The sequence below is a fragment of the Streptomyces sp. CBMA291 genome (genome assembly GCF_014596525.1).
Taxonomy (GTDB): Bacteria; Actinomycetota; Actinomycetes; order Streptomycetales; family Streptomycetaceae; genus Streptomyces.
In genome coordinates, this window is sequence record NZ_MSJP01000011.1 from 54,620 (window position 1) to 72,266 (window position 17,647).

Annotated in this window: 22 protein-coding genes and 2 pseudogenes; 17 read left to right on the forward strand and 7 right to left on the reverse strand. The window is 68.7% G+C overall.

Annotated elements, in window-relative coordinates; genetic code table 11:
* The first annotated feature begins 3 nt into the window (after positions 1 to 3).
* The 11 genes from BU197_RS02865 to BU197_RS02915 all read left to right on the forward strand — a co-directional run bounded on the left by BU197_RS02865 (position 4) and on the right by BU197_RS02915 (position 7,326).
* Positions 4 to 2,340, forward strand: coding sequence for a hypothetical protein (locus BU197_RS02865; RefSeq protein WP_188266563.1), 2,337 nt, complete (start codon positions 4 to 6; stop codon positions 2,338 to 2,340).
* Positions 2,341 to 2,350: 10 nt separating this feature from the next.
* Positions 2,351 to 2,743: a hypothetical protein gene (locus BU197_RS02870; RefSeq protein WP_188266564.1), complete on the forward strand. Its 393-nt coding sequence runs from the start codon at positions 2,351 to 2,353 to the stop codon at positions 2,741 to 2,743.
* Between the two features lie 3 nt (positions 2,744 to 2,746).
* On the forward strand, positions 2,747 to 3,250 hold the full coding sequence (locus BU197_RS02875) for a hypothetical protein (protein WP_188266565.1): 504 nt from the start codon (positions 2,747 to 2,749) through the stop codon (positions 3,248 to 3,250).
* Between the two features lie 68 nt (positions 3,251 to 3,318).
* Entirely contained in the window at positions 3,319 to 4,212 is an 894-nt protein-coding gene (locus BU197_RS02880) for a peptidoglycan-binding protein (protein ID WP_188266566.1), read from the forward strand.
* Between the two features lie 13 nt (positions 4,213 to 4,225).
* On the forward strand, positions 4,226 to 4,516 hold the full coding sequence (locus BU197_RS02885; RefSeq protein ID WP_188266567.1) for a hypothetical protein: 291 nt from the start codon (positions 4,226 to 4,228) through the stop codon (positions 4,514 to 4,516).
* Positions 4,513 to 4,857 (forward strand): hypothetical protein, encoded by a 345-nt coding sequence (locus BU197_RS02890; RefSeq protein ID WP_188266568.1) that lies wholly within the window; start codon positions 4,513 to 4,515, stop codon positions 4,855 to 4,857. Before BU197_RS02885 ends, BU197_RS02890 begins: the two co-directional genes overlap by 4 nt.
* Before the next feature lie 127 nt (positions 4,858 to 4,984).
* The gene (locus BU197_RS02895; RefSeq protein ID WP_188266569.1) at positions 4,985 to 5,722 is read left to right on the forward strand and encodes a DUF6879 family protein; all 738 of its coding nucleotides are present in this window, start codon (positions 4,985 to 4,987) and stop codon (positions 5,720 to 5,722) included.
* Positions 5,719 to 6,561 carry a helix-turn-helix domain-containing protein gene (locus BU197_RS02900; protein WP_188266570.1) on the forward strand — a complete coding sequence of 281 codons (843 nt, stop codon included), beginning with the start codon at positions 5,719 to 5,721 and terminating at the stop codon, positions 6,559 to 6,561. The genes BU197_RS02895 and BU197_RS02900 overlap by 4 nt, the downstream gene beginning before the upstream one ends.
* An 84-nt stretch (positions 6,562 to 6,645) precedes the next feature.
* The gene (locus BU197_RS02905) at positions 6,646 to 6,828 is read left to right on the forward strand and encodes a hypothetical protein (protein WP_188266571.1); all 183 of its coding nucleotides are present in this window, start codon (positions 6,646 to 6,648) and stop codon (positions 6,826 to 6,828) included.
* 5 nt (positions 6,829 to 6,833) lie between these two features.
* A complete protein-coding gene (locus BU197_RS02910; protein ID WP_188266572.1) occupies positions 6,834 to 7,049 on the forward strand; it encodes a hypothetical protein in 216 nt (71 codons plus the stop codon).
* A 127-nt stretch (positions 7,050 to 7,176) separates the two neighbouring features.
* A complete protein-coding gene (locus tag BU197_RS02915; protein ID WP_188266573.1) occupies positions 7,177 to 7,326 on the forward strand; it encodes a hypothetical protein in 150 nt (49 codons plus the stop codon).
* A gap of 84 nt (positions 7,327 to 7,410) precedes the next feature.
* Here BU197_RS02915 and BU197_RS02920 read toward each other — a convergent pair whose 3' ends face one another.
* Together BU197_RS02920 and BU197_RS02925 are read right to left on the reverse strand one after the other, a co-directional pair.
* The gene (locus BU197_RS02920; protein WP_223183166.1) at positions 7,411 to 7,689 is read right to left on the reverse strand and encodes a helix-turn-helix domain-containing protein; all 279 of its coding nucleotides are present in this window, start codon (positions 7,687 to 7,689) and stop codon (positions 7,411 to 7,413) included.
* 314 nt (positions 7,690 to 8,003) lie between these two features.
* A pseudogene (locus tag BU197_RS02925) lies at positions 8,004 to 8,345 on the reverse strand (tyrosine-type recombinase/integrase); the annotation flags it as partial.
* A gap of 1 nt (position 8,346) precedes the next feature.
* Here BU197_RS02925 and BU197_RS02930 point away from each other — a divergent pair.
* Positions 8,347 to 9,129: pseudogene (locus BU197_RS02930) on the forward strand (hypothetical protein); the annotation flags it as partial.
* Between the two features lie 51 nt (positions 9,130 to 9,180).
* Here the strand turns inward: BU197_RS02930 and BU197_RS02935 are convergent.
* Positions 9,181 to 9,714 carry an SMI1/KNR4 family protein gene (locus BU197_RS02935; RefSeq protein ID WP_188266575.1) on the reverse strand — a complete coding sequence of 178 codons (534 nt, stop codon included), beginning with the start codon at positions 9,712 to 9,714 and terminating at the stop codon, positions 9,181 to 9,183.
* Between the two features lie 84 nt (positions 9,715 to 9,798).
* Positions 9,799 to 10,455: a hypothetical protein gene (locus BU197_RS02940; protein WP_188266576.1), complete on the reverse strand. Its 657-nt coding sequence runs from the start codon at positions 10,453 to 10,455 to the stop codon at positions 9,799 to 9,801.
* Positions 10,456 to 10,542: 87 nt separating this feature from the next.
* Here BU197_RS02940 and BU197_RS02945 point away from each other — a divergent pair, with 87 nt between their 5' ends.
* On the forward strand, positions 10,543 to 11,676 hold the full coding sequence (locus BU197_RS02945) for a hypothetical protein (protein ID WP_317452173.1): 1,134 nt from the start codon (positions 10,543 to 10,545) through the stop codon (positions 11,674 to 11,676).
* Between the two features lie 2 nt (positions 11,677 to 11,678).
* On the opposite strand, the gene BU197_RS02950 is transcribed toward BU197_RS02945, so the two are convergent.
* From BU197_RS02950 to BU197_RS30195, 3 genes are read right to left on the reverse strand one after another with little or no spacing between them, the layout of a single operon-like run.
* The gene (locus BU197_RS02950) at positions 11,679 to 12,497 is read right to left on the reverse strand and encodes a class I SAM-dependent methyltransferase (RefSeq protein ID WP_188266577.1); all 819 of its coding nucleotides are present in this window, start codon (positions 12,495 to 12,497) and stop codon (positions 11,679 to 11,681) included.
* Positions 12,494 to 13,411, reverse strand: coding sequence for a hypothetical protein (locus tag BU197_RS02955; RefSeq protein WP_223183165.1), 918 nt, complete (start codon positions 13,409 to 13,411; stop codon positions 12,494 to 12,496). The genes BU197_RS02950 and BU197_RS02955 overlap by 4 nt, the downstream gene beginning before the upstream one ends.
* Before the next feature lie 48 nt (positions 13,412 to 13,459).
* Complete coding sequence (locus BU197_RS30195; RefSeq protein ID WP_223184038.1) at positions 13,460 to 13,864, reverse strand: helix-turn-helix domain-containing protein; 405 nt, start codon at positions 13,862 to 13,864, stop codon at positions 13,460 to 13,462.
* A 104-nt stretch (positions 13,865 to 13,968) separates the two neighbouring features.
* Here BU197_RS30195 and BU197_RS02960 point away from each other — a divergent pair, with 104 nt between their 5' ends.
* The 4 genes from BU197_RS02960 (at position 13,969) to BU197_RS02975 (ending at position 17,564) form a co-directional block, all read left to right on the forward strand.
* The gene (locus tag BU197_RS02960) at positions 13,969 to 14,472 is read left to right on the forward strand and encodes an ATP-binding protein (protein ID WP_188266578.1); all 504 of its coding nucleotides are present in this window, start codon (positions 13,969 to 13,971) and stop codon (positions 14,470 to 14,472) included.
* On the forward strand, positions 14,469 to 15,584 hold the full coding sequence (locus BU197_RS02965) for a hypothetical protein (protein ID WP_188266579.1): 1,116 nt from the start codon (positions 14,469 to 14,471) through the stop codon (positions 15,582 to 15,584). Before BU197_RS02960 ends, BU197_RS02965 begins: the two co-directional genes overlap by 4 nt.
* A complete protein-coding gene (locus BU197_RS02970; protein ID WP_188266580.1) occupies positions 15,581 to 15,934 on the forward strand; it encodes an ASCH domain-containing protein in 354 nt (117 codons plus the stop codon). Before BU197_RS02965 ends, BU197_RS02970 begins: the two co-directional genes overlap by 4 nt.
* Before the next feature lie 154 nt (positions 15,935 to 16,088).
* A complete protein-coding gene (locus BU197_RS02975) occupies positions 16,089 to 17,564 on the forward strand; it encodes an ATP-dependent nuclease (RefSeq protein WP_188266581.1) in 1,476 nt (491 codons plus the stop codon).
* Positions 17,565 to 17,647: the final 83 nt, after the last annotated feature.

Consider the following 17,647-nt stretch of genomic DNA (forward strand, 5'->3'; position numbering starts at 1 on the left):
AGGGTGACCGTTCAAGCCGGTTTCGGCTACTCGCCGACGGAGCCAGGCATCGTGTGGACGGACCTGACCGGCCGGGCGCGGCTCGCGGGCGGCGGGGAGATCTCCATCACCCGGGGGGCATCCGACGAACTGGCGGAGACGCAGACCGGCACCATGTCGCTGGAGCTTGACAACCAGGACGGAGTCCTCACGCCCGGCAACGCGGGGTCGCCGTACTGGCCGGAGGTCCGCCGGGGCACCCCGGTCCGGGTCATCGCCACCGCCCTCGCCGGGAAGAACTACCTGACCCAGCCGGGCTTCGAGGCCGACGACGGCAGCTGGTCGGCCGTCGCTGGTGCGGCGCCTGCCAGCGCGGGGCCGGACACCGGCCGCGCGAAGTCGGGCCCCTGCTCGTACCGGATCGGCTGGGCAGCGGCAGGGACCGGCGGCGTGGTCCAGTGCCCGCTGTACGGGCTCACGATCGGCGTGCCCTACACCGCGTCCGTCTACGTGTGGGTGCCCGCCGGAAGCCCGGCCGTACGCCTCGACGTCGACGGTCTGGCCGTCGGCCCCGCGTCCACCCTGACCGGGGCGTGGCAGCGGGTCTCTGTCACGTGGACGACGTCCTCGGCGGCGCACGTCCTGCGGGTCACGACCACCACCGCGTCCCCGGCGCCCGGCGCCACCGTGTGGCTGGACGAGGCCCAGGTCGAGGAAGGGCCGGTGGCCACCACCTGGTCGTCGAGCGCGGCCACGCACCACCCGCGGTTCTTCGGGGTGGTCACGTCCTGGCCGGTGGTCTGGGCGGGCCTGCACTCCACGGTCCGGCTCACCGCGAGCGACATGCTCTCGTGGCCGGGACGGCGCGGTGCCCTCGGGCCGATGCTCGTGGAGGAGGTCCTGGGCGACGAGGCCCGGCTGTACTACCCGCTGTCCGAGCCGGAGTCCTCGACGTCGGGCGGCGACCAGTCCGGCTACGGCCGACCCTCGATGACGATCCGCCAGTCCGGGACCGGCGGCGGCACGCTCGACTTCGGCAAGGGCGTCGGGCCGCCGTCGGACGAACTGCCAGCGCCGCTCTTCGTCCCGACCTCGGCGAGCGCGGGCCTCTACCTCCAGACCCGTATCGCTCCGCTGCTCACCTCCAGCGGCGCCACCGGCACCCCCGTCCTCGGGGACCAGGTGTTCGAGTGCTGGTTCAACACCGGCACCCCCGGCCGCACCATCATGTCCTGGTCGTCCGGCGCACCGGGTGCGCTCGACAGCGCGCTCCGCTTTCAGCTCGACGGCACCGGACGGCTCCAGATCGCCGAGGTGCTGCCCACCGGCACGAGCACCTACACCGTCGCCGCCCCCAGCCTCGCCGACGGACGCCCGCACCACCTGGTGTGGGACGAGGCCGGGCAAGCGGTGTGGGTCGACGCCGTGCAGTACCCGGTGGCCACCGGCACCTGGGCCGACCGCGCCGTCCTGACCGTCGGTGCCACCGAGACCGGTGGCAGCCTGTGGGTCGGCACGATCAGCCACGTCGCAGCCTACGTCCGCACTGGCGGCTACCCGGCCATCGCCGAGATGACCGACCACTACCAGGCCGGGATGACCGGCCACGCCGGAGAGCCCGCCTGGATCCGGATGTACCGGCTGGCCGGGTACGCCCGGATCCCGGGCGTCATCCCCCGCGGCGTGTTCTCCGCCGTCTCCGCTCAGGGCACCCTGGGGGCGGCGCCGCTCTCGCACATGCGGGAGATCGAGCGGACCGAAGGCGGCCGACTCTTCGCCGACCGGGCGGGGCCGCAACTCGTCTTCCAGAGCCGGACCGTCCGCTACAACCCCACCGCTACCGCCAGCGTCCCGTACGCGTCCCTGGAGACCGGCGACGTGGTGGTGGCCGTCGACGACCAGAAACAGACCAACCTCGTCACGGCGTCCCGTCCGGGCGGGGCGACACAGCGGGTCCAGGACCCGGCGTCGATCCGCCGAGACGGGATCTACGAAGACCAGCTCGACATCCTCAAGGTCACCGACGCGGAGGTCACCGACGCCGCGACGTGGGTGGTCAACCGCTACTCCGTGCCGCAGCCCGAGCTGCGCCAGGTCCCCGTCGAGGCGGCGACCCTGGGCGCCGCAACCTACCGGGCTCTGCTCGACGCCGACATCTCCACCGTCATCCGCGTCCCGGGCATGCCCGCCCAGGCCCCGGCGCCGAGCGCGACCGTGATCGTCGAGGGCTACACCGAGCGCATCACCGCCGCCCAGCACTTCCTGGACTTCCACACCTCCCGCGCCGACACCGACAGCGTCTGGGTCCTCGACGACCCCAGCTACTCGGTCCTCGGCAGCACGACCCGCCTCGCCTACTGAAGGGGTCCACATGATCGTCCGGTCCGAGACCTTCTACTTCCCTCCGCCCTACCTGGAGCCCGACGCCTGGGCCGCCGAACCCCCGGCGATGCTCGTCGTCCGCTGGTACGAGGAGCGGGCCGGGCGCCGGATCCGCACCGACCCGGCTGCGGTCGCGGGAGAGCAGGGCGCCCAGATCAACCACGGCCGGTGGGTGGCCGACTGCACGGCCTGCGGGTCCGCGCAGATCGTCACCCCCACCGACCCCCGCATGTGGTGCGTCGAATGCGGCACCGGCTGGTGGCAGCTCCGCTTCCCCACCGACGTCGCCGCCATCGAGGCGGCCCTGGACGGGCTCCCGGTGGCCGCACAGAACTGGTCCGAGGCTGAGACCGCCCCCGGCCAGCCTGGTCTGGAGGGCTGACCCATGGCTCTGACACCTCCCCGAACTTGGGTCGTCGGTGAGGTCGTTGCCGCCGCCCAGCTCAACACCGAGATCCGCGATCAGTGGCTCGACATGCTCGCCGCCTGGACCGCCTACACCCCGGCCTGGACCGCCGTCACCACCAACCCGAACCTCGGCAACGGCACGCTCACCGGCCGGTACAAGAAGACCGGCCGCCTGGTCCACGTCCAGATCGACCTCACCATGGGCTCCACCACCACCTACGGAACCGGCGCCTGGTCCCTCACCCTGCCCGTGACCGCCGCCGCAGCTGCCGGCAGCCGCATCGGCTCTGCACAAGCCCTCGGCGGGGCCTCCCGCTACCAGGGACAGATCGTCATCAGCCCCGGCGCGGGCGGCACAGCCGCGTTCTTCCCGGCCAGCGCCACCGTCTCCAACCTCTCCTCGGTCGCTGGCGGCGTCCCGTTCGCCTGGGCCGCAGGCAACGAGCTGCGGATCACGGGGACGTACGAAGCCGCGAACTGACCCCGCCCTCACTTCACCGCCCCCGACACCGCCATGGTCTCGGGGGCTCGTCATGTCTGGAGACCTCCATGAGCGCACCGCTCACCGCCGCCCGCTTCCTCGCCGCGCTCCGCGCCGAGGGCCTGGCCGTCGTCACCACCCCCGGCTGGGAGACGCACAACCGCAACCACAAGGGCCCCTGGGGGCCGGTGCACGGGGTGATGATCCACCACTCCGTCACCCGGGGCACCGAGACCACCGTCCGGATCTGCCGGGATGGACACAGCACCCTGCCGGGGCCGCTCTGCCACGGGGTGATCGCCAAGGACGGCACGGTCCACCTCGTCGGCTACGGCCGCACGAACCACGCCGGACTCGGCGACGACGACGTGCTCCAGGCCGTCATCGCCGAGCGCCCGCTGCCGCCCGACGACGAGGCCTCCGCCGACGGCAACCGGCACTTCTACGGCTTCGAGTGCGAGAACCTCGGCGACGGCAAGGACCCATGGCCCAAGGCCCAGCTCGACGCCATCGCGAAGGTCTCCGCCGCCCTGTGCCGGGCGCACGGCTGGGGCCACCGCTCGGTGATCGGCCACCTGGAGTGGCAGCCGGGGAAGGTCGACCCGAAGGGATTCACGATGGACTCCCTGCGCACGGCCGTCGCCGCCGCCCTCGCTCCGGGCCCGACCGCGCCCGCCACGAAGCCCCCGGCGCCGACGCCTCCCGCACCTTCGCCCGCGCCCCGGCCGCCGTTCCCCGGTCGGGGCGCCTTCGCCCCCGGCCAGTCCAACGCCGACGTCGAGAGACTCGGCCGCCAGCTGGTGAAGCGGGGGTTCGGCCGGCACTACCGCGTCGGCCCGTCCCGCCAGTGGGGCGAGGCCGACCGGCAGAACGTCCGCGACTTCCAGCGGTCGCGACCCGAGCTGCGCGGCGACGCCGACGGCTACCCCGGCCCCCTCACCTGGCACCTCCTCTTCTCCTGAAAGGCGGCCCTCCATGAGCCTCTACCCCTCCGTCCTCCGTACGGCCGTCCCGCTCCTCGCCGGATGGATCCTCACCGTCACCGGAGCCCTCGGCATCGAGACCGACTCGACCGCCGTCACGGGCGGCATCACCGCCGCCATCACCCTCGCCTACTACGTGCTGCTGCGCCTGGCCGAGCACGGTGCTGCCCACATCGGCTGGGAGCCCGGACGCCTGCTCGCCGGGCTCCTCCTCGGCTGGGCGCGACCGCCGCAGTACCCCGCCCCGGCAGCGGTCACGATTCAGCGGGACGGCGTCGAGTGACCGGGGTCCCGGCCGTCGACCTCGCGGTCCTGTGGGCGGGCATCATCGCGGCCGTAGGCGGCGCGGGAGCGGTGCTCTACCGGTGGTGGCGGTCCGCCCGGCGGGCCCTGCGCCGTGTCGGGCAGGTGCTGACGGACTGGGCCGGCGAGGAAGCCCGCCCGGGGGTGCCCGCGCGCCCCGGGGTGATGGAGCGGCTCTGCGGCATCGATGACCGTCTCTCCACCCTGGACAGACGGACCACGATCATCGAGCACGAGCTGCACCCGAACAGCGGCAGCTCACTGCGGGACGCGGTCGACCGAGTCGACGCCCGTACTGCCCGTCTCGACAAGACCTCTTGACCTGCCGTCGCCCCGCCCCCTCTCGTGCTACAGCGCGGGAGGGGGCGATTTTCCGCGTTCCGCCACCGGTACAGGCTGCCGCCAGAGATGCTGAATCGACCCGTACCAGCTCATGATCGGAGACCCCATGCCCGCACTCAGGTTCATCGGCAGCACGTCCGACGAAGGGGACTGCCCCACCCTCTACGAGATCGAGGGCACTGACCAAGTCCTCGTCCAGGGCGACCGTGTCACCTCCCCGGAGCAGCTGGCCGAACTGCGACACGTCAAGCCCAGCGAGACGTTCGTGACCGTGCCCCGCGATCTCCTCGTGCGGTTTGCACCGCGCGCCACTCCCCGCGAGATCATCCCCTTCTCCGAAGCTGCCCACCTCTTCCAGGAGTTTCGACACACTGCGTGGCGGCTAGAGACTCGGCGCGGTTACGCCACCGACCGACGAAGCCCGAAGTGGGCCCGCTGGCAGGCCGGGGAAGACATCAGTGCCGAGCCGTCGACCCCGTGGCGCGAGGCTGTTGCCGCGGCTGTCGCCACCGGCCGCCGGTATGAGCGAGTCCGCATCGTCGACTCGCCGATGACCGACGGGCAGCGGTTCCTTCTCGCCTCCAGCCCGAGTGCTCTTGCGTCCGGCGAGGACATCCGTCTCCTTCCCCGCGCCGACGCCGAACTACTGAACCTGCCGAACACCGACTTCTGGCTGTTCGATTCGCGGCTTCTGGCCCGGCTCGTCTTCGGCGACGACGACACCACCCTGGGCATCATCCTCTCCGAGGACCCTGCTGAGATCGCTGCCGCCTGCCAGGCCCGTGATGCCGCATGGCACCGTGCAATCCCCGCCCACGACTACGCGCAGACGTCGGCTCCGTGACGAACGACTTCCAGACCGGTAGGACAGCCCTCGGCGCGCGACTCCGTGAGCTGCGCGTCGAGGCTGGCTTGAACGGCAAGGAGTTCGCGGCACGCCTTGGCTGGCCGCCGTCGAAGGTGTCCAAGCTGGAGCGGGGGCGGCAGACTCCCGACCCCGGAGACCTCGCTGAATGGGCGGACGCATCTCGGCGATCCGACGTGTTGCCCGAGCTGCACGCGCGGGCGACAGGCATAGAGGAGACCTACCGGTCGTGGCGTCGCCAGATGGTGGCCGGCTACCGCGCGCGCCAGGAGGAGGCCATCGCGGAGACCGCAGCCACAACCCTGACCCGCGCCGTAGAGATCGGAAGGATCCCGGGTCTTCTCCAGACCCCGGCCTACGCCCGCGCCGTGCTCCAGGCCGCCGCCGATTTCCGGGGGGTGAAACGCGACGTCGAGGGCGCCGTCCGGACGCGGATCCGCCGCCAAGAGGCCCTGTACGAACCGGAGAAGAAGTTCCGGTTCTTGGTTCACGAGGCTGCGCTGCATGCCCGTACGAGCACGCCCGCCGTACAGGCTGCTCAGCTCGACCGGCTGATCAGCGTGATCGGCCTGGACACCATCGAGTTGGGCATCATCCCTCTCGGAGCACGACTCCGACGCGCGCTCGCACATGGTTTCTGGATCTACGACCGCCGCCTCGTCATCGTCGAGACCCTCAGTACCGAGATGTGGCTCACCGACATCGAGTCCGTCGAGACGTACGAGCAGGCGTGGGAGTGGCTCTCCGAGTCGGCCGTGACCGGTGACCAAGCCCGCCGAGCCATCGGCCGTGTCCGAGCCGCCCTCGCCTCTGAGTGAGCAATCCGAGGAACCCCGGGCGCCTACGAGAAATCCCGAGAAATCTCGCGGCGCCTGGGGAAACCGGAGTCCTACCGTCTCCTCATGTCGACACGACCCACGACGAGGGCCTGCACCTATTGCCTTCGGACGGGAGCGGACATCTGCGTTCGTAAGCAGGTGGCTCCCGAGGGCGCCCTCATCTACGCCCACAAGGACTGCGCCTCCGCGCGCAAGGCCAAGCCGCTCTTCGAATTCACCGACTCCCGAGGAGATGAGCGACCGTGACCCGCATGCGCTTCGTCGAGTGGAGCATCGGGGCCGATCCCGACCGGCCCGCGCCCACCCGCCACTCCGCCTGCAAGATCTGCACGGCGATTTCTCCCGTGAGCACTGTGCTGCAAGGGCCGGACGAGTGGGCTCTGCGACATGCCGGGCGCACCGGCCACAGGGAGTTTCGCGAAATCGTCTCCGCCGACCTCATCGCCCGGCCCAAGGAGGAACGATGAGCCGCGCGTACGGGCCGATCATCTGTGCTCGGTGCAACGGCCCGATCCCGGGCGTCCCGAAGCGCGTCCCCGTGTTCTCCTCCTCCGGTGCTCGTCCGGACTTGACGATGTGCCCGGACGGGACTCCGTGCGCGCAGCAGTCCGAACCGGGCCGCCACCGCAATCCGGTGGCGGCGCCTCGGCCTTCCACGCCGTGACCGGGTGGCAGCAGCAGACGGTCTACTGTCTGGTGCTCCTCGGCACCCTTGCCGCGCTCGTCGTCGGCATCACCCACTGACTCCCGCCTCGGACGAGACGGGCTGAGCCCCCTGGTCGGCACTGGCACCCGGTACCGACCAGGGCACAGATGTGCTCCGGCCGGCTACGACCCGGCCGGAGCACATCCCATGAGGTCGGCGAGCGATGTCTCCAGGGCCGCGGCGATGAGCAGCAGGTCGCCGTAGCGCGGGTCGCTCTGGCCGGCCTCGATCCGTTGGTACGTCCTGCGGTCTATATGGGTCATCTCCACGAGGACCTCCTGCGTGTGCCCTCTGGAATCGCGCATGTCGCGGATTCGACGCCCGAGGGCGCGGCGACGGTCGTGGACCCAGGGCGGCTGTTCGTGAGGCACTCGACAACGCTGTGACCTGCATGGTCCCATGTCAGCGTCACCAGTGACGCTTTTTAGGATCTTGGAATCCTTCCCCCCGAAGACAGCCACCCGTTCGCCGAGCACCCCCGGCGGGCGGGTGGCTTCTCGCTTTCGCCGTCCAGGAGTGGGAGGCGTGGGAGATTCGATGGGAGATGATCATGGGGAGAGGATGCATGAACCTGCAAGATTCTGCTAACTCCTGCTAGATGCAGGCACCTCATTAAGGCAGGTCAGAGGCATACATGCAGGTCACAATCACGCCACTGGAATCGCCACGCAGATCGACCGCATTTTCTGGGAGACGAAGAAGGCTTGATCTCCCTCTAGGCCGTCTGACCTGCACTTTCGCGAGTCTGACTGCCTACCAGTCCGCACCCGGTCCGCAGGCCGCCGAGCACGGCGTCCATGACGGCCCGGGTGCGGTCTTCTTCCCCCGGCCACAGGTGCGCGTAGATCCGCAGCGTGATGACGGCGGACGCGTGCCCGAGTACGAGCTGCACCTGCTTGACGCTCGCGCCACCGGCGATGAGCGCGGAGGCGTAGAAGTGCCGCAGGTCATGGGTGACCATGTGCGGCAGCTCGACGGCCTTACGGCCTTCCCGCTCGGCGGCCCCGTTCTCGGCCGCCTGGAGCGCCTTGCGGGCACCATTCCACTCGGTCTTCCACGTGGCCGCCTGGGACATGGCCGACGCCCCCGACCCCGGCCGCGACCCGGCAGCCGCCTACTCCCAGCTCGCCAAGCGCCTCGACACCACGTCGACATGCGCACCCGCGCACTGGGCGGCAAAAAACCACCCCAGCACGTCTGGCACTACCCGGTCCGTACCACGCCCGGCGACCGCTACCTCACCGACGCCGAGTGGGCCGAAGTCGCCCGCCGCATCGTGCACGCCACAGGCATCGCCCCCGAAGGCAACGACAAGGCATGCCGATGGACCGCCGTGCACCTGGCCCGCGCCGCCGCCAAGTGACACGAACAGCGGGGCCACGAGCAGCAGGCGGCAAGCAGCCGAGGAAGCCTTCAGCCACCTCCAGGCGGGCTACCAGCAGGCCGCCGCACCCGTCTTGGCGGACCTGGCCCGCCGCACACCCCGCCCACAAACCGCCCGCCGCTACGAGCAAGACGTTCGCGCGGCCCTCCCCGACCAAGCCGACCGGATCCTCACCGACCCCACTTGGACCGCCCCGACCACAACCCTCGCCCAAGCCGAGACCGCCGACCACAACCCCCGACGTCTCCTGGCGGAGGTGGGCACCCAGCGGGAACTCGACAGCGCGGAACACCCCGCCGAGGTCCTGAACTGGCGCATCACTGCTCAACCGAACCGGCGCACGCAAGCAGCCCGCAGCCGAAGCACCACCAGCGGCACATCGGCCATGTCCGCCACGCCACACCCTCCGGCCACACCAGTGGCTACGAGGCCCGAAGAGCGCAGTCGACACCGCTGACACCAGTCATATGCCCTCGCCACACACCGTGGCGGGGGCATCGGGTCGGGTTCAACGGCAAAGCTTCATGATGGTGTCGTCGAAATCGGGAAACTCTCGTGTGACCTGCGCGATGATCACCGCTGCCGACGCGCGACGCTCCGGAGCGAATTGCTCCGCGATGGCCACCAGGTCGCGATTGACCTGCGGAGCCCACTCAGGCTCGGGCTCATACGATGCGGCCGCTTCCCACGGGCCGAAGCCATCAGCCAGCAGCCACAGGAAGGCACCGAGGTCGCAAGCAACAACGCCTGTCTCCCCTTCGGAGCCCAGAAAGACAACGGGCTGCTCGACCAATTCCCGGCCTGGACGAACCAACCAGAACGCGACGTACCCGCCAGTGCCGTCCTGGCCGAAGACGCGGAAGTCGTCGCCGTTCAACTCGCTGTTACCCGTCCACGCGCGAAACCACTCGGTGGTCTCATCGGCAGCCAGGAAAGACTCGTACGGTTCGAAGTCGACATCGTCCTCGCCAATGCACTCAAGCCGGACCGCCATGGCGGCGGCAAGCGCGGCAGGGAACTGACGATCTCCGTTCGCGGTCATGCGATGACAGTAGCGCTCAGTTTGGGCTTGGCAGCACTGCCTGCTCCATATCCGCCCCAGCCGAGACGAGGTTGAACGACGAGGTCAGCCAACGTCGTCCACACCTCCTCGCAGTCCCCAGTCATCGAGGCCGGAGTAGATCACTGCGATGCGGCTCCTGGGGAAGCCGAAAGACGTGGCCTCCCCGTTATAGAGAGCCACCAGCGAATCGGGCCCTCTCCACCAGGTGTCCGCCAGGCCCATCACCTCGCGCACCGGCGCATAGCCGTTCAGATCGACGTCATCGCCGACGAGCGTGGTGACCTGCCTTGCCCACATGGATGCGTGGTGAGCCAAGGCAAGCGACTCCACCCAGCCCTCGATGGTCGCGTGGAGGGGCGCCCATTCATCTCCCTGGATACCGAACTCGCCAGACGGACTGATCATGAATGCGTAGGGGACTGCCGTCCGCTGCATTCCGGCTTCGAACCACCACCCTGCGGAGTCTGCTTCGGGTGAGTCCGGATCGAGGTACTTGGGGCCTCCGTCGTACTGCGGTGCGGGTGGCAAGAGCAGACCGCCCCATCGCTCTTGGTAGGCCGCCATTCGATCGATCACCGCTGCTGGGATGTCCCGCTCAAGCCACCACTGCCTGTGCCCCTCGATGGGGCGAACGTCGACCTTGACTCCATGCGCGGCGACAAAGGATCGCCCTCGTCGGGTCAGGCCGTCGGGCACATCGTTGATGAGGTGAAGATTCACCCGCGGGACGCTACCCAGCAGCCGTGGGGAGAGCACCCTCGCAACCTCCTGGCATGTCCGGCCGCATCGCTCACTACGCTGGCAGGCGTGACCACGCCGCCGACCCCACGACTGACTCTGGACGCCGCCCGCGCCATTCAGGGCATGCTCCGAACCGCGATCGGACCTGGGCTCACCGAGCAGGAACTCGACGCGGTCGAGACACGGTTCGGCTTCACCTTCGCGGCCGACCACCGCGTCTTCCTCTCCGCCGGCCTCCCGAACGGCTCATCGAGGTGGCCCGACTGGCGCGACGGCGACCCTGGAGACCTGGCTGAGCAACTGGCGTGGCCGGTGGAGGGCGTGCTCTTCGACGTGGAGCACAACGCGTTCTGGCATCCCGCCTGGCCGTCGAGGCCGGCGGACACATCCGAGGCACTGGACGTCGCGAGGACCGAGCTGGAGGGCGTGCCGCAGCTGGTCCCGGTCTACGGACACCGCTACCTGCCCGGCACGGCGGGCGAGCACGGGCACCCCGTCCTGTCCGTCCACCAGACCGACATCATCCTGTACGGGAACGACCTCGCCGACTACATCCACCACGAGTTCGCTGGCCGATCGAGCGGACTCCTCGCTCGTACGACAGTCGACTTCTGGTCGTACTTCGTCGAGGGCGGTCCGGGCATCGACGTCTCCCTGCCCACGCCGTTCACGCCGTACGCCAGGAGCGCACAGGAGGCCGTCAACTGCCTCCGAATGCTGGCCCTGGAACGCCTGATAGGCCGCCGGCACCACCCAGAGCAGCTCATCGAAGCCGGCCTCACGGCCCTGGCCCTCGACGTCGAGACGGAGTCCCTCCCCCTCCTCGCCGGCCTGTCCCGCTCCGAGCACGAGCAGGCCGACACCCTGTTCGACCAGGTCCTGGACGAACTCGGCCCACTCCAGGGCCTCCCGGCCGACACCACCGACCTCCCCTGGGAAACGGCGCGCTGGGAACTCGTCCGCTGGTGGCTCCGGCTGATCGTGAACGGCAGCCTGGACCCCGGCGCCGGCGGTGACCTGATCACGTACGAAGGATGGGGCGCACTGGCTCGCCCACAGTCACTCAGACCCCTGGTCGACATGACCGACGCCTACAACGACTGGGCAGCGATCCAACGCGGCAACCGGGAACCTCTGGCGGAAGAGATCACCGAGGAGGCAAGACGCCTCCTCGCCGGGCCCTGGCCGCCACTGGGCTGATCTCACCGGCGGCAGACAAGGATACCGCCAAGGCAGGTGATCTCGTACGCGCCATTGCGGGCGATGTCCTCGGCGACGATGGCCCGGGCCCGTTCGATGGTCGCGTCGAAGGGCACGTCGTGCTGGTCTGCCCAGGCTCGATACGAGGCCATGTGGGCGATGACGGGCTCGGGGTCGCGGACCGTGATGGTCCCCGGCAGTTCGGTGGCCTCCACCTGTCCGAACTCCTCTCCGAGGAAGGCCGGAGCCTCCTCCAGGGAGAAGCGGGCGCTGAGAGAGATCCGGGCCGGGCCGCGCTCGACGCCGAGGATGTCGCCGGTGGCCCGCTGCCAGAGGTCGTCCATCTCAGCCTTGTCGCGGTCACTGTTGGTGGAGACGACCACCAGCCCGTCACGGGCGACGATCCGAGCCAGCTCCCTGACCGCCTGAGGGATGTCGGGTACGTGGTAGAGCATGTGGAGCGCGAGGGCGGCGTCGACGCTGCCCGTCGCCAGCGGAAGCCGGGTTGCATCCGCCACGGCGACCGGGCCGGGGACACCAGCGAGGATGCCGGGCGCGATGTCGAAGCCGAGCAGAGACAGGTCCGGGCGGTCCTGGCGGAGCCGCTGGATGAACTTGCCGTTGCCGCATCCGATGTCGACGACCCGCCCACGTACGTCGCCCAGCTGCTCGGTCACGAGGCCGGGGAGGTCGTACCGAGGCGTCTGCCACTGGTAGAGCGACTGCCGGGCGGCCAGGTCCCGGTCTCCGTTGTAGGCGCTGCCCGCCAGGCGGGCCCGGTCGGTGACGGCGGCGTCGTGGGCGGCGGACAGGTCGGTCACGTCGGCAACTCCGGTGGGTGGGCTGGGGGCACCTCCCACGCCCTTGAGGCAGTGGGGGAGGGCAGGGACGCACGGACGGCCGTGTGCTGGAGTCGTTCGCGCAGGTGCACCGCCTGCGCGGCTCCACCGTACTGCGGCCCTTCCAGCTCCCGCCCGAGAACGGTGAGCCGGCGCACGATACTGGCCGACATGCGCTCGGGCGAGGACTGGAGAACGAAGCCGAGAATCTCCTCCGTGCCGTCCAGGTCACCCAGGAGCATGCGGCCGCGGGCGAGGTCGAGGTGCGCGGCGAACAGGTCACCGACCGACTGGTCGTCTCCGTCCGCGCTGCGGTAGAGGCGGATCGCCGTCTCCGCGCTGACGATGGCCCGCTGGACGTGCTCCTGCCCGCCTACGGCCAAGAGGGTCGTTCCGGCGTACGCGAACTGCTTGGCCGCGGGGAAGTCGAAGACTCCCAGTACCTCGTCCCCACCCGAGATCGCCTCGCGCAGTCGTTCGGCATCCGACAGGGCAGCGAGCGCACCTGTCGAGTCGCCGACTATCGCCAACGCCCGCGCCTCCAGACTCGCCAGCCGTGCGCCGATGCTGCCGCTGGCCCTGTGCCGCCGGCCGGCTTGCGCCAGTCGGGCCGCCTGTTCGTACCGCCCTGTCCAGTACGCAATCAACGATTCCACGGCCCGTACCCAGGCCAGCATCCCCTCGTGCCTCGCCGCCTCGGCACAGGCGCGTGCGGTGCGGGCGTGGGTGGCGGCGGAGTCGTAGTCACCGAGGTCGAGGCAGACGTGCGCGGACAGGCCACAGAGGCGAGAGGCGGAAAGGTAGAGGTCGGTGGTCTGCCGGGGGTGCTGGCGCCCGCGCAGCAGCTCGAACACCCCGTCCCGTAACCGCTTGATCTCGACGTACTGCTCCATCAACGGGTGGCTGACGTACGTACGAGCGAGTCGGCCGACATCCGCCTCCAGTTACTCAACGACGAACTCGTCGGCGTTGCGCTGCGCGATGAACCGGGCGAACTCGGCCGACGTCACCGCGTCCTCAGAGAGTGGGGCTCCACGGACGTGGGTGTCTTCAGGCGGCAGCACCGGCGGCATGAACTCGACCTCGGCAGCATCGGACCCGTCCCGCTGCCCCTTGCTGACGGCAACAGCTTGGTCGAGCACGGCGACATCGACACCGAAGACCTGCGCCAGGTACTTCCGGGCGTACGGAACGGGAACTCGCGCTTCGCGCTCGTACCGCCCGATCTCCTTGCCGGTCTTCGCGGAACGCCCCTCCAGGGCGTTGTACTCGTCGGCAACCCTCTGCTGGCTCCGACCGCGCGCGGTACGCAGCCGGACGAGCAAGGCGCCGATCCCGGTGTCACCCATGCCGTCCCCCAGGAACACGTGACCTCTGGCCCCCATAGTGGCCCCCGTCTTGGCCCCCACGCTGGCTCCCGACCCAAATGAGTTAAGTCGCTTTGCTGTTAACCATGGCAAGCAGACTCACCAACCAGGCGACCGGCGCCGCCCCGGACCTCCTTCCGGGCACGGGCCGGCACCGCACCATGCTCTTCCCCCGCCGTCGGATCACGCCGCGCACTGCTCGCGACTTCGTCGCCGCCACGCTGGCCGAATGGGGTGAGACGAGCCGCCTCGACGACATGCGGCTGTGCACCTCGGAACTCGTCACCAACGCCGTGCTTCACGGAGTGCCCGTGGGCCGACTGGTCCTGGTACGGGTCGAGTCCCTCGACCCGGAGCTGCGGATCGAGGTCCACGACAGCGGCGAGAAGAGGCCGACGAAGCGCGTTCCCGAGGAGTCCGCCGTCGACGGCCGCGGTCTGCTGATCGTCGCCGCGACCGCTGACAGTTGGGGCGTGAAGGAGCGGACGGGCCCCGGAAAGTGCGTCTGGGCCGCATTCGACCGTGCCAAGAACGGGGCCGCTCCCCTGCCGCCCCACACCACCGGCCCCCACCAGGGAGACACCACGTGACCACCCACCCCGTCTCGCCGAACACCGTCCTCGCCAACGCCCTCCACCACGCCGAGGACGTCCTGACCCCGCGCATCCTGGCCGCCCCGCCCGAGCGGATCGTGCTGGTCGTCGGCACCCAGATCAACGGCGCCCCGCACATCGGCACCTCGCTCGTGCAGTCCCTGGCCTTCGCCATAGCCGCCCGACTGCGGGACCGCTTCAGTCTCCCCACCGAGGTGCTCTTCAGCGCCCTCGACAACACCCCACACGAGCTGGCGACCGACCCGACCAGCGGACACCGCTACCAGGGCGCCTACGTCCAGGCCCTCGGCGAGCAGGCCCTGATCGACCTCGTCACCGCCCTCTACCAGCCCCTCTTCACCGCCCTGTCCCGACGCCTGGGCATCCCGCACCACATCGAGACATACACACAGCAGCAGGCCGGCGAGCACTACCGCCGCACCTGGCTCCGGCTCCTCCCCCGCATCGACGCCGCCCGCTGGTGGCTCGCCCCGTCCACCGGCACCCCGCACCTCCGCGTCCCCTGCCCGCGCCCCGCCTGCGGCTGGGCCGAGAAACACGCCGAACGCACCCGGTTCCACCTCACCGGGCCCGAGTCGGCGCTGGTCTCCGCCGACTGCCTCCGCCACGGCCCGTACGAGGCCGTGATCACGCCCACCGTCGGCCCGTACCTGGACCTGGCCACCCTCTACCGCAACCTGGTCAAGGAACTCGCCCTGACCAGCCCCCACGGCACCCTGCACGTCATGGTCAAGGGCGGCGACTGGGTCTTCGGCTCCCACCTCGTCGACGAGGCCCTCCAGGCCGTGGGCCTCACCCGCGCCCAGCTCCCAGCCCGCCTGTTCTGCCCCCAGGTCGTCACCGACACCGGCGCCAAGCTGTCGAAATCCCTCATACGAGAAGGCCGTGCCCCCTTGCCGGAGGGCGCCGCCCCTTGGATGCTCGACACCCGGCAGTGGCCCGGCACCGTCACCGAGTACGCCGACCAACTGCTCGCCATGGCCGAGACCCTGCTCTCCGACCCCCGCCACTTCTTCCGCTCGTACTCGGCCGCCGAGATCGGCCGCCTGATCACCGCACCGTCCCCCAGGAGCGTTCCCTCCCGATGACCGACCGCACCGCCCGCGTCCGCGAGCTCAACCTCTACCGCCAGTACTTCGAACTCGTCGCCGCAGGCACCAAGACCATCGAGGTGCGGGTCAAGTACCCGCACCTCGTCGACCTCGCCGCCGGCGACACCATCCGCTTCCGCATCAAGGGCACGGACGAGACCTGCGACGTCGAAGTCCTCCGGGTCACCGAGTACCCCGACTTCGAGGCCCTCCTCGACGGCGAGGGCCCGTCCAACGTCAACCCGACCGCCACCCGTGACCAGCAACTCGCCAACATCCGCACCATCTACGGCCCCGAGAAGGAAGAACTAGGCGCTCTCGCCATCGAGATCGAGCGCATGGCCTGACCGAGCAAAACTCATTGAGGCCCAGGAGGACCTCGCAGCGGGCTACGGAAAATGATCCGCGCCCGAGAACCACGGCGGGGCAACATAATGCATGGAAGAAGGATCCATCGATCCTCCGGCCACCGCGCGAGTCGAGACAGAAGGAGAACACCGAGTGAGCATTCCACGCAAAACACCCCCAACCCTGTCACCACTAACCCACGAGTGGAACACGGCGCGGAACACGGCAAGGGGGTGGCCGCAATTTCTGGAAGCTGTACATATTGACGGGTTGCGGGGATGGAACGGCGAAACCATAGAATTCCGATTCCCGGTCGTCGCAGTCGCCGGAGAAAACGGGGCCGGAAAGAGCACTGTCCTTAAAGTTGCAGCCGCCGCCTATGTGGCAAACCAAGAGGATGGATTGACTTTTTACCCGGACGACTTCTTCCCTAATACTCCATGGGAGAGCGTCGAAGGCGTTTCCTTGGGCTACCAAATCAGGCGTGGAAATTCCGTCAACAACCTGACCCTGAGGAAGCCTACCAAGCGATGGCGTGGAATGCCTGACAGATTCCAGCGCCCCGTATTCTTTCTCGATATCAGTCGCACGCAGCCCATCAACACTCTAGTCGGCTACGGAAAAATCGCTAAGGAGCTGAACTTCCCAGGAGATATCACGCCATTCAGCGACTCCGACCGGGCACTCCTATCCCGGATCATGAACAAGTCGTACACTGCGAGCGGCATGGCGAAATACGAAAACAAGCAGGTCGGAGTACTGACCACAGATGCGGGAGAGTACTCCAACTTTCATCAAGGCGCTGGCGAGGATGCCACTGCAGATCTGGTGGCACTGCTCCGGTCCGCCCCTATGCAGTCCCTCGTCATCATTGATGAGGTTGAGGCCTCTCTCCATCCACGAGCCCAGCGCCGCCTAATGGCAGAACTGTTTGCCATTTCGAAGGAAAGGAAGATTCAATTCATCCTCTCCACCCACTCGGCCACAACCCTTGAACAACTTCCGACCGAGGCGCGCGTCTACATTCAGGCTCAGCGCAAGGGACCGCGGAACATTATATATGGAGTGACTCCAGAGTTCGCCATGTCACTCATGGACGATATCGACCATCCAGAACTCACACTATATTGCGAGGACGAGCAGGCGCAGACCCTCGTTGACGCATTGATCTCCCAGGAGATGCCTGAGACCAGGAACCGGGTGGCAATCATACCGGTGGGTGCTGCTTCCACAGTAAAAACCCTTGGGGAGCTAGCATCTAAGGACAAGCTCCCTAGCCGGTCCCTCGGAATCCTCGATGGAGATCAGGAGGAAAGTGCAGGTTGCATTCTTCTCCCCGGCTCACAGGCACCCGAGAAAGAAGTCTTTAGTGCTCTCGATGAAACAGCATGGGAGAAGGTTGCCAACCGTCTCGATGTCCGAGTTGCCGATCTGCTCGAAGCCGTCGACGACGCGCGCCAGATCGTCAATCACCATGCGTGGGCCCGCAAGGTGGCGGAACGACTTGGCCCGCGAGTTCGCGTCGGACGGGTCTGGGAAGACATCGCCTCAGTATGGTCCAAGGAAGTAATCGACCCAGCCGAGCGAACAGCGTTCGTCGAGGCGATTCTCCAGCACCTGATCGAGTGATTAGTGCACGTCCGACGTATTCGCGTTTGGGTGTACGCCCAGTCATGAGCTGGCCCGTCATCCTGCCGGCCGACCTAGCAGCG